Genomic DNA, 15,856 nt, shown 5'->3' with positions numbered 1-15,856 from the left:
GCAGACGACTTGCCGATTTTTATCGACAAACGCAACGCGTCTCAGGCGATAATAACCAGATAGCGCAGGAAGAATCAACTAGGCGGTGAACTTCTATTCCAAAAAGTTCCGCCAGTTTGCTAATAAATAATTCTTATCGTAAACAAATCCTTACATAGTGTTAATAAATATTCACAATATCTTATGCTTTTAATTACGCTAATTTTAAACAGTTGTTTGCTTTTTGCTGCTAAACGTGATCACAAACGGTGATTTCGAATAGCTTCAACATAAACAAAAAGCCCCTGATAAATCAGGGGCTTGGTTTTTATTAGAAAGTAACGTTAGCACTAATTTGTACGTAACGAGGGGTTTGGAATGCCTGCGCCAGACCATAGCGCGGGCTCGCCTGACCCTGAGCACTTTCGGCAACTTCGTTTATACGAGTCACATTATCTGCGTCGAGCAAATTAAATACGTCGATTTTGAAACGCGTATCCAATCCGGCAATCTCTGTGGTGTATGCCAGGTTGACGTCGACACGGGAAACCCATGGCGTACGACCTTGTGAACCGCGAGTTACCTGTTCATAGTCGTAAATGATAGAACCATCATCATTCAAGGCACCACTGTCGGTAGACAGATAATACGTATAGCCGTAATCCACTTCACCATCCGGACCAGGGTGAGCAACACCAAAGGCGTTAACCGGGCGGCCAGATTGCAGAGAGTAGTTCACACCCACTGTCAGCTCTTCGGTAATAGAGTAAGATCCAAACACCTTAAGCATATGACGACGATCATTTGGCAGGTTACCATAGGCACCGTCCATCAATTCAGGGAAGTCGAAATCGGTAGTCAGACCCGCATCGCCCTGACCATTATCTGATTTAACCAGACCTTCAGAGTTACCATAGCTGTGTGACCAGGTGTAAGTTGCATCCAGGCTCCACACACCATCCCACGCTTTAGCGATGTTCAGGTCAACAGCGTAGTAAGTCCGTTCCGCTTCAGGATAAACCAGTTCTTCTGCGGTGAAGGTTGCCCAGTCATCCACACTGCCGTCACAGTCGGTATCGGTGTACACTTCCATGCTTTCACCCGGGTTACCCAGTACGTACTGGTTCGGGTGATAGCCATCGCCACAACCAAAACGTTCGGCGATAGCATGGTCGATGATCATATCGTCAATAGCACCGTTTAACTGACGCTGCGTACCCTTGATACCCCATCTCCAGTCTTCGTTAATCATGCCCTGGTAACCAATGATGATTTCGTCCTGGTACATGGCGTCAAGATTATTCGAAACGATTGAACGGGTATCAGGTACTTCGCCGGTCGAAGTTACGCGGGTACTACCGATTTGATCGCCCAGTCCTGGGGTGTAGTAAGTGCCGCCGTTATAGCTAAACTCTTCCCAACCGGTAAACTCATAGTAGTTACGCTGGTCGGCTTCGTTACCAGCCAGACGAACGTTGGTATTATTTGCCACAGGCAGGAAGTAACGACCGACACTGGCAAACACTTTATGCTCGCCTACACCGCCGATATCCCAGGCAAAACCTAAACGAGGTGCCCACATGTTATCGATTTTCGCAAAGGTTTCACCCGATGCGTTTTTGTTATCGAACTGTTCGTTACGTAAACCTAAGGTCAGCGTAATCTCATCAGTGACCGTCCAGGTATCTTCAATGTAGAAAGCAGACGCTTCTGTTTCAAAGTTACCACCAACGGTACGGGTACGGGCCATCACATAATCGGTATTAGCATCCAGCACAACATTGTTAACCGTCTCACCGTCAAAACCACCGTAAACTAAGTAGTAAGCACCTGTAGGACCAGAATAAAACTGGTTACTGAAAGACGTGTTGGTTTCGTTATCCATACCAAAACGCAGTAAATGATCATCGCTTACTGCCCAGTCGAAGTCGAGACGCATAGCTTCACGGGTATCCTCGCCTTCTTCCAGGAAGTAGTTGCTGGTTGTTGCACAACCATTACTTACCACACCGGTACCCGGAATGTCTGTGGCAAAGCCATAGTAATAACGGTAATCCAGAGCGAGTGCACAATCCGCTGAAGAGTTAGTCGCTGTGGTCAGGTCGTATTTATTCTCACCGTACATGGCAGACATCGTGATATCGTCTGTCAGGTAACCAATGTATTTCAATGACCAGTTGGTACCACCACTGTATGAAGTTGAAGAACCAATCTGTGTTCTCTCCCCTTCTTCAGGCACGTTGTAAATATCGGTAACGTTTTCTGAGTCATCCGAGAAAGTCAGTAATTCCAGGCGATGATTATCGGTGATGTTCCAGTCAAGCTTCACACCCCAGAACGCATTGTCATCGCTGCTTTCATTCAGGTTACCGTCTGATAACGTACGGTCGCTGCGTGATTCAACATCACGTGGGTTATACAGCGCGTAGAAAAACAACGTATCTTCAATCAGCGCACCAGACGCCCAGACGTTGTAATTAATGGTGCTGCTTTTATCGTTGTCACGATAGGTGTAGTAAGAACCATCTTCCTCAAAGACGGATGGCGCTTGTTCACGCAGGTCAGAAGGCACTACGTAAGCACTCGCACCGGCGTGGAATTCATTAGTACCTGATTTAACTACGGCGTTGATCACACCACCAGTCGAGCGACCAAATTCGGCCGAGTAGCCACCGGTCTTAACCTGGAACTGGTCGTAAAATTCGTACGGAGGATTACTGAATCCCAGACCGTTACGGAAGTTAGTAACGTTAAGACCGTTAATATATACCTGGTTTTCTGCTACCGATGAACCACCGAAAGACACACCACCGAAGCGGTTATCACCCTGAGTGGTACCCGGTGCCAACAGGGCTACAGAGGTTACGCTCCGTGGCACTGGCAAGCGGTCAAGCTCAACGGCGCTGATGTTAAGCGCGGATTCTGTAGAGGTAAAATCGATACTGGCGATGGCTGAACCGGTTACCGAGATCGTTTCAACGTTGTCCGGGTAAAGTGTAAAATTAACATTCGTGTTCTGACCAATCTTAACCGTTACTTCACCGAGCGATACAGTATCGTAGCCGTCTTTTTCAGCGACCACTTCATAAGTACCAACGGGTAACAGACCCACTCGGAGGTTGCCATCACTGTCGGTCGTTACCGAGCGACGAAAGCCGGTGTTGGTGTTGCGAATAACGATGGATACGTTAGAAAGTGGTGATTCACTGCCATCGCTAACACTTACCACGATACCACCATCATTGTTCCCTGCATAAGCGTTGGCGCCCATGCCGAGTGATGCCGCCACTGCTACTGCAGCTATGCTTTTCTTCATATTGAACATTTCTATCTCCCTGGACCAACCGGCTTATCAAAGCGGTTGGAAGATCTGTCGCTTTTATAACGACTTATGACATTAGATTGGGAATTTTCCCGAAGTCATACTAAGCAGCAAACCAAGGTGCAGACAATTTTGCGGGGGTTCTGAAGGCGCAGAATCTGAGCAACAAACCATCAAAAAGTATAATTTGTATTATATTTATTCCACAACTTTACAGTTTTGTTACATTGCGGGAGTTTCTATTTTACGCTGACAACAGAATGATCAGGCAGGGAAACAAACTCATGCTATTTACCCTCACAAACAAGTCATTAATCGCAATACAGCAAATATCTCAATTGTATGATGAAACTTTTGTAAAACTGACTATTTTTTAACCAAAATAAAATACGGTAAAACGATTTTCTGATGAGGTTCACGGTGTCGGTGAGTGCTACATTTTACCCAAAGGGTGATTCACGGAACCAGGTGTCCCCTCTACTCATTCGCCGTCAAAATCTGCTTTTTGTCATAAACCGGCTCGACAACTCAGGCATAATGGCTATAACTGAATACTGTTAGGTTGTTGAAAATAGGAAAATGCAGTGAAATTAGATGACGATATCCATAATTACTATGAACATCTGGTGTTAGAACGCATAGCGCGACTGGGGTTAGATCAAAATAAGTCTGTCGATTATCTCGCCGACTTGTGTTGCCTGGCTTTAAACCAGGTGCCACCGCGCTATATTCGCTACGAAGTAGATATGGCTTTTTACCTGCCACAGAGCGAACGTCAGCAAATGGAAATGAATGTGGAATATGCTATCGACAAGGCAATTAAATTTTTGGATCAGCCAAAAACACGCCAGGAATAAAACAGGATATTGGGTGGCAGGCTTCCAGCCACATCCCGGCACATGAGTCGTCTGCTGCGGCTGCTCCCTTCCAGGCCTGACCGGGTTCACAGAGTATCATTGCGGGAGGACCAAAAGCCCACCATAGAAACTTGCGCGCCGTGCTTTTGTTACAAGTCACGAGCGCGGCGCATTATGACGACTTGTTAGCTAAAGTTCAACCCCGCTTTGCAAATCGTTCTTCCGCAATACGGTTAGCCACCAAATTGGTAGGCGCATTTTCGGCCTCTGCACGCTTATACACTTCCGTCAGAGTGTCGCCTATCCTGCCCAGATGCTCCCGCAGCGCCTGGTCTGAGCTATCGGCCTGCTTTTGATGATAAATATCAATAATCCCACCGGCATTGATAACATAATCGGGAGCGTAGCAAATGCCTTTCTTATGTAAAACCGTCCCCAGTTCTTCCCGGGCTAGCTGATTATTGGCTGCTCCGGCAATGATTCTGGCGCGAATATCCGGCACGGACTCATCGTTAATTGATGACCCCATGGCACAGGGAGCGAGCACATCTACCGGCAGGGTTAATATTTCTTCTGGCGCGACGACCGTGGCACCGAGTTCTTTCTGCGCCCGTTCCAGTCCTTCCGGGAAAATATCCGCAACGTAAAGCTCGGCCCCTTCCGCATGTAACTGTTTAGCCAGCCGATAGCCCACATGCCCCATGCCCTGAATAGCCACTTTAACGCCTTTCAGGTCACTGCCAAGCACGTGTTTTACCGTTTGTCTGAGTCCGACAAATACACCGTAAGCCGTCGACGGTGCGGGATTGCCGGTAGGCGTTTCACCTAATGCATTATATTGCGCAGAGGTACCGGCCACATGACGAGTCTGACTAGCCACTGCTTTCAGATCATCAACGGTGATCCCCGAATCTTCTGCTGTAATGTACTGACCACTCAAACTATCTACAAACCGTCCCATGGATTGCATAAAGGCTGCGCTCTTATCTTTGCGCGGATCGCCGATAATCACAGCTTTGCCGCCGCCTTGTTGCAGATTCGCCATAGCGGCTTTGTAGGTCATGCCTTTTGATAAACGCAACACATCAGTGAGCGCTTCACTGCTGTTCAGATAAGGCCACATCCGACACCCGCCCAGCGATGGCCCGAGATTGGTATTGTGAATTGCAATAATCGCTTTCAATCCGGTTACCGGATCCGAGTAAAACGCAACATGCTCATGGGCATCAAATTCTGAATGTTCAAACACAGACATTATCTTCACAGTTCCTTAAGTGTAAAAGTGTATAGTAGCGCAGCCGGGTGAGGACAAGCGTTGCGTCTTTAGGGCATTAAATTTACACCCCGCAAGGGCTTTTTTTTACTGCACCGCTTTCTAGGATGGTTATCCTAGTATTATAATGTAAGCACAATAACTATCATAATTACCGGAATCACTTCCGGCGCAGGCACCCTCGATGAAACTGGATAAATTTGACCGCGAAATTCTGCGGGTTTTACAACAAAACGCGACGATTTCCATGGCTGATCTGAGTCAGCAGGTGGGGCTGTCTCACACGCCCTGCTGGCGACGCGTAAAGCGCCTCGAAGCTGAAGACATCATTCTTCGCAAAGTCACGTTACTGAATGGTAAAAAGCTCAACTTAGGCGTATCAGTGTTCATTTATGTGTCACTCAAAAATCATGATGGCGACTCGCTGACCGACTTCGAAAATGCCGTGCAGTCGATTGAAGAAATTGTTGAATGCCACACCACCAGTGGTGAAAAAGATTACTTGCTGAAAGTGATTGTAGAGAGTATTGAAGAATACGAATATTTACTGAAAACCAAATTGACTCACCTGCCCTGCGTTGATCATCTGAGTTCAACATTTGCCTTGAAGCAGGTGAAAAATACGACTTCGTTACCTATTAAAAATCAGTGAAGCAGACGCTTCACTGACCTTCATTTAAGGGGCATCCGGCTGATTTTCCGGCTGCGCCTTTTGAAACGCCTCCAGCGATAAGCACTGATCATAAATTTTGCTGATCAAAGGAAACTGAGCCATATCCACATTAAACCGCTTGCCGTTAAAGACCTGAGGAATAAGACAGACATCTGCCAGGGTCACATCAAAGTCGAAACAATATCGGCCGGCCTGAGTTTGCAAACGTCTTTCAATGGCGGTCAGCCCACGGGTGATCCACTGTTTGGCCCAGTCGGCCGATTGTTCAGTTGATAAACCACAGTCATCCTGCAATTTATTGAGTACCCGCAGATTCGCCAGAGGCTGAATATCACAGGCGATATCCTGCGCCAGCGCTCGGACTCTGGCTTTTTCAACCGCGTGAGCTGGCAATAAAGGGCATGGCTCTCGATAACGCTCATCGAGATATTCAATAATGCTCAGCGATTGGTTGAGAATAATATCCTCATCGTCATCAACAAATGTGGGGACCAGGTGCGCCGGGTTAAGCCGGTCATACCCTTCCTGATGTTGCTGCCCGCCCTCCATTACCAGATGGACCGGGACATACTCGTATTCCAGTCCCTTCAAATTTAAAGCAATGCGGACCCGGTAAGTTGCCGACGAACGCCAGTAGCCATAAAGTTTTAAGCTCATTTGCGCAACCTTATTGTCGTTGTTGTTAGTCTAAGCATAACTCATTTTTCAATATTTACGCGCTGTTCTATGGCACCAAAAATACTCACGCCGGCAACATCTGTCATTTCGATTCTTACCTTGTCACCGTGACTCATAAAGGCTGTCGAAGGCTGACCATCACGGATGGTTTCTATCATTCTGACTTCCGCAATACAGGAATAACCCACACCGCCATGCACAATGGCCGAACCATGATCGGTGCCCTGTTTATTGGAAACCGTGCCGGAGCCAATGATGGTGCCCGCGCCGAGGTTGCGGGTGCGCGCGGCATGAGCAACCAGCTCACTAAAGTTAAAGGTCATATCAACGCCCGCATTGGGTTTACCAAACAACTCGTTGTTATACTTCGTTAGCAGAGGCAGATGCACCTTGTTGTCAAACCAGCTATCGCCCAACTCGTCAGGCGTTACCGCTACCGGTGCAAAGCTGCTGGATGGTTTTGACTGATAAAACCCAAAGCCTTTGGCCAGTTCGCCCGGAATAAGGCCCCTTAGCGAGACATCATTAACCAGCATCAGCAGTTTTATGAAACTGCCGGCGTGCTCATCATCCGTGCCCATCGGCACATCCGAAGTGACCACTGCTATTTCAGCCTCAAAATCAATGCCCATGCTTTCATCCGGCACGTTAATATCGTCGTAGGGGCCAATAAAGTCGTCGCTGCCGCCCTGATACATCAGAGGATCATGCCAGAAACTTTCAGGCACTTCGGCCCCCCGGGCCCGTCTGACAAGTTCGACGTGATTAACATACGCACTGCCATCAGCCCAGTGATAGGCTCTGGGCAGCGGTGAATGACACTTCTGTGGATCAAATTTTTCGCCCAGCAGTTCGCCCTTACATAAAGCCTGATAACGCGCATTGAGCGGCTCGGCCAGGGCATCCCAGTTATCGAGTAACTGCTGCATGGTTTGTGCAACCGGTGCCGCGCTGCACGTGAGGGTTAAATCCCGGCTGACCAGCATCAACTGCCCGTCCCGGGAATCGTTTTTATAGGTTGCTAGTTTCATTTTATTCTCCTCTTAGCCCCGCCAGCTATATACATACTCGGGGTTTTCCACCGCTTGAGCGGCGGCAGTCACCTGCAGCGCATCACGGGTATCCAGCATTACTGCCACTTCGTCGGTAAAGGTTTTAGCATGCGCCTGACCGGCGGCAAATGCCTTAGGGTGCGGACCGTGGGTGAAGCCAGCCGGATGAAAAGTCACCATACCCGCCTCAATGTTGTCGCGACTGAAAAAATCGCCCGCATGGTAAAAAAGCACCTCATCGAAATCATCATTACTGTGGTAAAACGGCACCTTAAGTGCGCCCGGATCGCTCTCAATAGGGCGTGGTACAAAAGTACAAATCACAAAGCGTTTTGCCACGAAAGTTGTGTGCGCTGAAGGTGGTAAATGATAGCGATGACTCATTAACGGGCGGATATCGCGCCAGTTAATTTTCATCACAGTTAAATCACCGTGCCACCCCTGCGCGTCGAGAGGATTAAACGGGTAAGTAATGCGCGATAAGCGCTGATGGCGTTTAACATCTACCCTCCAGGTATTTTCATCCTGCTGGGCCAGAAACGTTTCATTAATCCGCGGGTATTCCAGCATCGCCGGATCGAATACCGCGTGCTGCCCTACCATGCCTTTTTCAGGCAGCTGATAGCTGTCGTCAGTGGCTTCAATCATCAGCAACTGCATTGGGGTTTGCGGCGTTAGCCGCCACATTGTTGAACGCGGTATCACGATATAATCGCCCTCGCTCACCGGCATGTGGCCGTAATCACAAAACAGCTCCCCCTGGCCGCGATGCACAAACAGCAAGTCATCGCCATCGGCGTTACGTGCCAATTCGGTCATGGGTGCCTCACAGTGCCAGAAACGGTACTGGCAATGGGCATTGTGCAGGATCACCGGTGAACAGAACGGTGAGCGCGCCAGCGCCAACTCGTTGAGCTGATTAAGATCCATGGCCCTGGGGCGCAGATCGCCTTCCCACTCAACCCAACCGGTAGGCGGATGCTTATGATGGATATGCGATGCCGGGCCAAAGAAACCTTCCCGGCCCACTTCCCGTTCGTACAGTGCCTGTTCGGGTAAGTCAGCATGGGCCTGCCGTGAATGCAGGCCTTCTTTAAGCGGAAAACGCGCCGGGTTACGCATTGCCGTCCTCAACATTCAGCACGCCACGGCGGATTTGGTCTTGTTCGATACTTTCAAACAGCGCTTTAAAGTTACCTTCGCCAAAGCCTTCGTTGCCTTTGCGCTGAATAATTTCAAAAAAGACCGGGCCTATAACGGTATCGGTGAATATTTGCAGCAGAATGCCATCTTTTTCCGGCGCGCCATCAATCAGGATTTTCAACTCTTTTAATTGCTCAATGGACTCGCCGTGCCCTTTGACTCTGTCATTAACTGCTTCATAGTAAGTATCAGGCGTATCCATAAACGCCAGGCCGCGGCTTTTCAGGTCAGAGACGGTTTGGTAGATATCATCGGTTGCCAGTGCAATATGTTGGATCCCTTCGCCGTTGTACGCTTTGATAAATTCTTCAATTTGCGAATGGTCGTCAACCGACTCATTGATCGGAATACGAATTTTGCCGCACGGCGAGGTCATGGCTTTACTGACCAGGCCGGTAAGCTTGCCTTCAATATCGAAGTAGCGAATTTCGCGGAAGTTACCAATGTTCTCGTAAAACTCCGCCCATACAGCCATATTGCCGCGTTTTACGTTGTGGGTCAGGTGATCCACCAACTGGAGGCCGGCACCGGCGCTGGCCATCCGTTCCTGCCAGTCTGCGTAAAACCGGAAGTCGACATCATAAATACTTTGCTTACCGTATAAATCAACAAAATACAGGGTACTTTCACCAATACCGTAAATAGCCGGAATGTTTAACTCCATGGGCCCCAGGTTACCGTGAAACTGTTTGCCGCCATGCTGCCTGGCATGCTCAATAGCCGCCTTGGCATCCTTTACGCGAAATGCCATACCACACACACTGGGGCCGCGTAAGCGGGCGAATTCTTCAGCCTGTGAGGCCGGCTCCGCATTCACAATAAAATTGATGTCGCCCTGGCGATAAAGCCAAACGCGTTTTGATTTATGTTCAGCAACTTCAGCAAAGCCTAACGAGCTGAATAAGTGTTTAAGCGCCTCGATACCTTCTTCATCGGCTGCCGTGTATTCAACAAACTCAAAGCCGTCGGTACCTAAAGGATTATAATTTTTGCTATTCGCCATGTTCACTCTCTCCATTTAACAATTATGCAACATATATAATCAGAGAAACGGTCTTGCGGATAGCTATGCCAGACCAACACTAAAGCGGTGGCGTTTACACTTTTTGTAAATAAAACATGACGCTAGGTAGGAAGAAGATTTCTGCAGGCAGAAACGCAGACGGGCCGCCTCAGGCAGCCCGTCATGATGCGAAAAATATGTAACTAAAGCTTTACAGTGGCTTTGTTTATGCCATATTCGCGTAGCTTGTTAGCAATGGCGGTGTGACTTAAGCCCAGTTTTTTCGCCAGTTGGCGGGTACTTGGGTAGGAAGGATAAAGCTTGCGCAGCAAATCCCGCTCAAACTTCTTAACCTCTTCATCGAGCGTTCCTTCGAAGTTTTCATCCACGTAGGTCATGCTCGGCGTGCAGCTGGGAAGCTGAATGTCTTCTTTGGTGATTTCATTACCATCGAGTAATGATAACGCTCTGAATAAAGCATTTTGCAACTGACGGACATTGCCCGGCCACGGATATTGCTGCAGAAACTCCACACATGACTTGCTCAGTTTAGCAGGGCGGCGACCAAGCTTAGCGCTGTGCTGTAAAATGAAGGATTCTGATAAGGGAACAATGTCGGAGCGGCGTTCACGCAGCGCCGGCACTACCAGCCCCAGCACGTTAAGCCGGTAATACAATTCTTTACGAAACTTACCTTCGTCCACCAGCTGGCCGAGGTCCTGGCAGGTTGTACAAATAAACCGGACGTCCACGGCCACCGGATTAACATCCCCTACCCGACGAAACTCACCGTCTTCGAGCACCCGCAACAATTTAGCCTGCAGGTGCACAGACATGTCAGCAATTTCATCCAGTAACAAAGTGCCGCCTGCGGCCAGTTCCAACAAACCGGCTTTGCCTTCGGTCTGATTAAAAGTCCCGGCAGCGTAACCAAACAGCTCTGTTTCAGCGACATTGTCTGGTAAGGCACCGCAGTTGAGTGCCAGAAAGGCTTTATCGGCCCGGCGACTACTCTGATGACAGGCTTTGGCCAGCATTTCTTTGCCGGTGCCCGTTTCACCAAATATCAGTATAGGGGCATCAAGGTCGGCAATTCGTTTGGCTTCGCTGATCGTTTGCTGCATTACCGGAGACTGCGTGACCAGTTTATCGAAGCTATCGGTGCCATGCTGATGGAATACGTTTATTTGTTGGCCCAGACGGACTTCGGATTTTAGCATGACGACTGCGCCGGCCAGGATGGTGGTATCTGAGGCATCAGGCACGGTAATCGGCAGAATATCGGCAACAAAATCCTGCTGAATAAACTTCACCTTGGTGCTTTTATGGCCGGGCGATTTCCCTTCCAGCCACCGGCTAAAGTTGAAGCCTTTCACGTATTCACTGATTTCTGTGTTCAGCAATTCGGCTACATCCATTTCCAGCCCGCTGGATACGGCATCGTTACACAACAACAATTTGCCTTTGTTATCGATTGAGAAAACAGGGTCGGGTAAGGTCTGCACGATGGCAGAGAGCTGGTTACGTTCCCGCTCACCAGGCATAAACAAAGTGGTTTTAACGTCTTCGATGCCCTCGATACGCCGTATTTTTGGCATTAAATGCTGAAAATCTTCAAATTTTATATTTGGGAAATTAAGGAATATTTTGCCGCCTTCATCAATCTCGATACCTCTCAGATCGATGTTATGGGTGACCAAAATATCCAACACATCCTGGGTAATACCAAGACGGTCCTGACAGCTGATTTCTAAACGCATTGAACACTCAATAACTGTAAACTATATTTTACAAGATATCACAATATCATTACTTTTAAAGTCTAATACGCGAAAGCTGCGCTAATTGTTCAATTCCTCAACAAATAGCGCAAAACAAAAGAACTGGCAGTCACCCAGGCGTTTAACCTGCGCGCTGTTTAGGCGTGAATAGCGGTTCAAATAAACCCATTTGCCGGGCCTGATGCACCATTGGCATCATGTCCATTTTCGAGATTTCCATTAATTGGCTGAAATTGTCCAGTACGTAATAAAGGGGCTGCAAAATATCAATGCGATAAGGCGTTCTTAAGGCATCAAGAACCTGCAGTGGATGGCGAACAGCCACATCGCTTTCCAGTGCATAGCAGGTTTCTTTAGGTGAACTTAAAATACCGCCGCCGACAATTCTTAATTCCCCGTTTTCCTTAACCAGGCCAAACTCAACGGTAAACCAGTACAAGCGAGCCAGAAACACCCTTTCCTCTTTGCTGGCGTTAAGGCCGAGTTTACCGTAGGTTTCGGTAAAAGCGGCAAAGGATGGATTAGTGAGCAGCGGGCAATGGCCCATGACTTCGTGAAAGATATCGGGCTCCTGCAAATAATGAAACTCTTCCCGGCTGCGAATAAACGTTGCCACCGGAAAGCGTTTATTGGCCAGCAGTTCAAAAAACTCTCCAAAGCTGATTAATGCTGGCACGGCAGCGGTCTGCCACCCGGTAGTGGCTTGCAGAACCTTGTCGATATCCGGCAACTGGGGAATCGCCCGGGGTGAAAGACCCAGCAGGTCCAGCCCTTCAAAGTACTCGCTGCAGGCCCGTCCGGGCAGCAGTGCCATCTGTTGATGATACAGCTCGCTCCAAATGGCATTTTCCTCATCACTCCATTGAATGATTCCGTTAATGTCTGGTTTTTTTGAATTATATTTTGATTGTTTAGACATAGACCAAATATGGTTATTAAAGACAGGCCAAGTTTACCCCTTTAATCGTCACACTAAACCTTTAGGATGAGGATACACGCCACCGTTATGTAACATTAATTTTACAATTCACCGTTAATAGCGCGCCAACAAAGGCATTTGAAACGTCCCAACAGGTTGTTTATGCTGGCGTAACTTTAACGACGGAAAAAATAAAAAAACCATGATAAAGATAAAAACCACTTTACTGGCCATGAGCATCATGGGCGTACTGGGTTGTAGCGACAATTCTGTAACTACCCAGCAAACCGTTACCGCCCCTGAACAAGCTGCCACTCAGTCTGTCAACAATGACTCTGCCTCGCTGAGTGTGGACTATGAGAGTTATGAGCTGGACAACGGCCTGACGGTTGTTTTGCACGTAGATAAATCCGATCCGATTGTGGCCATGGCCACTGTGGTTCATGTAGGGTCGAACCGTGAAAAGCCAGGCCGTACCGGCTTTGCTCACTTTTTTGAACACATGTCATTTAACGATTCAGAAAACGTGCCTAAAGGGGCAAACCGTAAAATGATCCCCGAGCTTGGTGGGACCCGTAACGGCGGCACCTGGAGCGATGGTACCATTTATTATGAAGTGGTCCCCAAAGACGCCTTTGATAAATTATTATGGATCGACTCCGACCGACTGGGATACATGATCAATACCGTTGATCAGGGTACCCTGGAGCGGGAAAAACAGGTGGTAAAAAACGAAAAACGACAACGGGTGGATAATCGCCCTTATGGCCACATGGGCCATGTTGTGAGAAAAGCCCTGTATCCTGCAGATCACCCCTATAACTGGACCGTAATTGGCGATTTAGAAGACTTACAGGCCGCTACACTGAACGATGTCAGGGAGTTTTATAACCAGTTTTACATGCCGGCCAATGCCACGCTGGTAATTGCCGGTGACATAAATATTACTGAGACAAAGGAAAAAGTGGCTAAATGGTTTGGTGAAATTAAATCCGGCGAGCCAAGCCCTGCCCTTGCGCCGCAACCGGTTAGCCTGGAGGCCGACAAAAAACTTTATCATCTGGACAATTTTGCCAAATTGCCTCTGTTACGCCTGACTTACCCGACGGTGGCGCAATATACCAAAGACGCTTATGCACTGGATGCACTGGGCCGCTTATTAAGTGACGGCAAAAATGCAGTGTTATATAAAACACTGGTAGAAGAGCTGAAACTGGCGCCTCGCCCGAACGCCTGGTCAGATACCAATGAAGTTGCCGGTAGTTTTGCCATTAACGTTCAGGCGAATGCCGATGTGCCACTCGACAACGTTTATGCCGGTATCCGCACTGCGCTGGATGAGTTTGCTGAAAATGGCTTTACCGACGCACAGCTACAACGCATCAAAGCCGAGCAGGAAACGGCCTTTTATTACAATATTGAGAGTATTCTGGATAAAGCCCTGCAACTGGGGATCTACAATGAATACGCCGGTTCACCGGACTTTATCGAACAGGATATTGCCAATATTCAGGCAGTCAGTCGTGAAGACATCATGCGGGTATTTAATCAGTATGTGTATAACCAACCCGCAATAGTGGCTTCGTTTGTACCCAAGGATCAGCCCGAACTGGTATTAAGCGGTTCAACCAAAGCCCCGGTAGAAGAAGAAGCCATTGTGGCTGGCAGCGAGCCAGAGTTTGAAGAAAAGCCGGTCGAGTTTACCAAAACTCTTACGGTTCACGACCGTTCAGAACCACCGCTATCAGAGTTACCCACCCTCACTACGCCCGATATCTGGCATCAGTCACTCGATAACGGTGTAGACCTGATTGGCATTACCAGTAACGAACTGCCCGTCGTTAACTTCTCCCTCACTGTAGAGGGTGGACAATGGCTCGATCCAAAAGGTAAAGCGGGCACCGCGGCGCTAATGGCACAGCTTCTCAACGAAGGGACCGCCAGTAAAACACCCCAGGAACTGGAGCAGGCGATTGGCCAGTTAGGTGCACAACTTTCGGTGTCTGCAGATCGGGAGAGTATTCAGCTATCTGGTCGCGTGCTGGCCAAACACTACCCGGCGCTGATGGCACTGGCAGGCGAAATGTTACTGTCGCCCCGGTGGGACGAAAATGAGTTTGCACGTCTTAAATCCGCCAGCTTAACCCGCATTAAGCGTGACGAAGGCAATGCAGCACGTATTGCCAGCAATGTGTTTGCGCATCTTCTGTATGGTGAAGATCATGTTGCCGGCCAGCCGATGGGCGGAACTCAGGCCAGTGTGGAAAACATTACCCTGGCTGATGTTAAGGCGTATTACGAAAAAGTCATGTCGCCCAGGCAAGCCACCTTGCATGTAGTTGGTGCACTAAGCCCGGAAGAAGCCGTAATGGCAGCCGCTCCCATTAAAGGCTGGCAGGGCGAGGCAATGACACTGCCCGAACAACCCACGGTAACGCCGGTAGAAAAACCCGTGGTGTATTTTGTGGATGTACCCGATGCCAAACAATCCGTTATTTATGTTGGGAAACCGGTTTTACCTGCTTCAAATGCCGATTTCTTTGCAATTGATTTTGCCAATGAGCGCCTCGGTGGCGGCATGAGTGCCCGGTTAGGCCAAACCCTGCGGATCCAGAAAGGCTACACCTATGGCGCCTATTCTTATTTGCCCGCAGCGCAGTACCAGGTGCCCTTTATTGCCGCTTCCCAGGTAAGAACCAATGTGACCCTGGAATCTTTGGAGATCTTCAGAGAGCTAATTGGCCAGTACCAGCCCACTTACAGCGAAGAAGATTTGGCAACCGCTAAAAACATGGTAATTAAGGCTAACTCCAGACGCTTTGAAACGTTGGGTAGTCAGCTTAATATGCTGGAAGAGATCAGCACACTGGGATTATCAGACAATTACATTGCTCACCAACAGGCATTTGTGCAGAACGCTACATTGGAAGATATCCATCAGGTGATTAAGCAACACCTAAATGAACAACAAATGATTTATCTGGTGGTAGGTGATGCCGCTACGCAACTGGAGCGCATTAAAGCGCTTGGCTACGGCGAGCCGGTTGTACTGGATATTTACGGGAATCCTATCAACCCAACCTAAAAGGTTCGAAACCAAAACAACAAAAAATAAA

Annotated in this window: 11 protein-coding genes and 1 other RNA gene; 3 read left to right on the top strand and 9 right to left on the bottom strand. The window is 48.5% G+C overall.

Features of this window, described 5'->3' with window-relative positions:
- Positions 1–310: 310 nt before the first annotated feature.
- A complete protein-coding gene (locus tag AC27IB_RS15540) occupies positions 311–3,304 on the bottom strand; it encodes a TonB-dependent receptor (RefSeq protein ID WP_487122035.1) in 2,994 nt (997 codons plus the stop codon).
- A 581-nt stretch (positions 3,305–3,885) separates the two neighbouring features.
- Between AC27IB_RS15540 and AC27IB_RS15535 the strand changes: the two genes are divergently transcribed.
- Positions 3,886–4,158, top strand: coding sequence for a late competence development ComFB family protein (locus AC27IB_RS15535; RefSeq protein ID WP_487122033.1), 273 nt, complete (start codon positions 3,886–3,888; stop codon positions 4,156–4,158).
- 19 nt (positions 4,159–4,177) lie between these two features.
- Here AC27IB_RS15535 and ffs read toward each other — a convergent pair.
- Positions 4,178–4,274: signal recognition particle sRNA small type (ffs, locus tag AC27IB_RS15530), an RNA gene on the bottom strand.
- A gap of 80 nt (positions 4,275–4,354) precedes the next feature.
- Positions 4,355–5,413, bottom strand: a complete 1,059-nt coding sequence (locus AC27IB_RS15525) for a Glu/Leu/Phe/Val dehydrogenase dimerization domain-containing protein (RefSeq protein WP_487122031.1) — start codon at positions 5,411–5,413, stop codon at positions 4,355–4,357.
- A 202-nt stretch (positions 5,414–5,615) separates the two neighbouring features.
- On the opposite strand from AC27IB_RS15525, the gene AC27IB_RS15520 reads away from it, so the two are divergent.
- Positions 5,616–6,083, top strand: coding sequence for an Lrp/AsnC family transcriptional regulator (locus AC27IB_RS15520; protein ID WP_296051395.1), 468 nt, complete (start codon positions 5,616–5,618; stop codon positions 6,081–6,083).
- 24 nt (positions 6,084–6,107) lie between these two features.
- Here the strand turns inward: AC27IB_RS15520 and maiA are convergent, their stop codons facing one another.
- The 6 genes from maiA to phhA form a co-directional block, all read right to left on the bottom strand.
- On the bottom strand, positions 6,108–6,761 hold the full coding sequence (maiA, locus tag AC27IB_RS15515) for a maleylacetoacetate isomerase (RefSeq protein ID WP_296051392.1): 654 nt from the start codon (positions 6,759–6,761) through the stop codon (positions 6,108–6,110).
- Positions 6,762–6,802: 41 nt separating this feature from the next.
- Positions 6,803–7,813 (bottom strand): fumarylacetoacetate hydrolase family protein, encoded by a 1,011-nt coding sequence (locus AC27IB_RS15510; protein ID WP_487122028.1) that lies wholly within the window; start codon positions 7,811–7,813, stop codon positions 6,803–6,805.
- Positions 7,814–7,825: 12 nt separating this feature from the next.
- Entirely contained in the window at positions 7,826–8,956 is a 1,131-nt protein-coding gene (locus AC27IB_RS15505; RefSeq protein ID WP_487122102.1) for a homogentisate 1,2-dioxygenase, read from the bottom strand.
- Complete coding sequence (hppD, locus tag AC27IB_RS15500) at positions 8,949–10,040, bottom strand: 4-hydroxyphenylpyruvate dioxygenase (RefSeq protein WP_296051387.1); 1,092 nt, start codon at positions 10,038–10,040, stop codon at positions 8,949–8,951. The genes AC27IB_RS15505 and hppD overlap by 8 nt, the downstream gene beginning before the upstream one ends.
- 203 nt (positions 10,041–10,243) lie before the next feature.
- On the bottom strand, positions 10,244–11,800 hold the full coding sequence (gene tyrR, locus AC27IB_RS15495; protein WP_296051384.1) for a transcriptional regulator TyrR: 1,557 nt from the start codon (positions 11,798–11,800) through the stop codon (positions 10,244–10,246).
- Positions 11,801–11,942: 142 nt separating this feature from the next.
- Complete coding sequence (gene phhA / locus AC27IB_RS15490) at positions 11,943–12,740, bottom strand: phenylalanine 4-monooxygenase (RefSeq protein ID WP_296051382.1); 798 nt, start codon at positions 12,738–12,740, stop codon at positions 11,943–11,945.
- A 202-nt stretch (positions 12,741–12,942) separates the two neighbouring features.
- Between phhA and AC27IB_RS15485 the strand changes: the two genes are divergently transcribed.
- Positions 12,943–15,825, top strand: coding sequence for a M16 family metallopeptidase (locus AC27IB_RS15485; protein ID WP_487122025.1), 2,883 nt, complete (start codon positions 12,943–12,945; stop codon positions 15,823–15,825).
- Positions 15,826–15,856: the final 31 nt, after the last annotated feature.

This window comes from Alteromonas sp. 4NH20-0104 (assembly GCF_057547795.1).
Note: the sequence above shows the minus strand (reverse complement) of the source record. Positions and strands in the feature narration are given on the sequence as shown.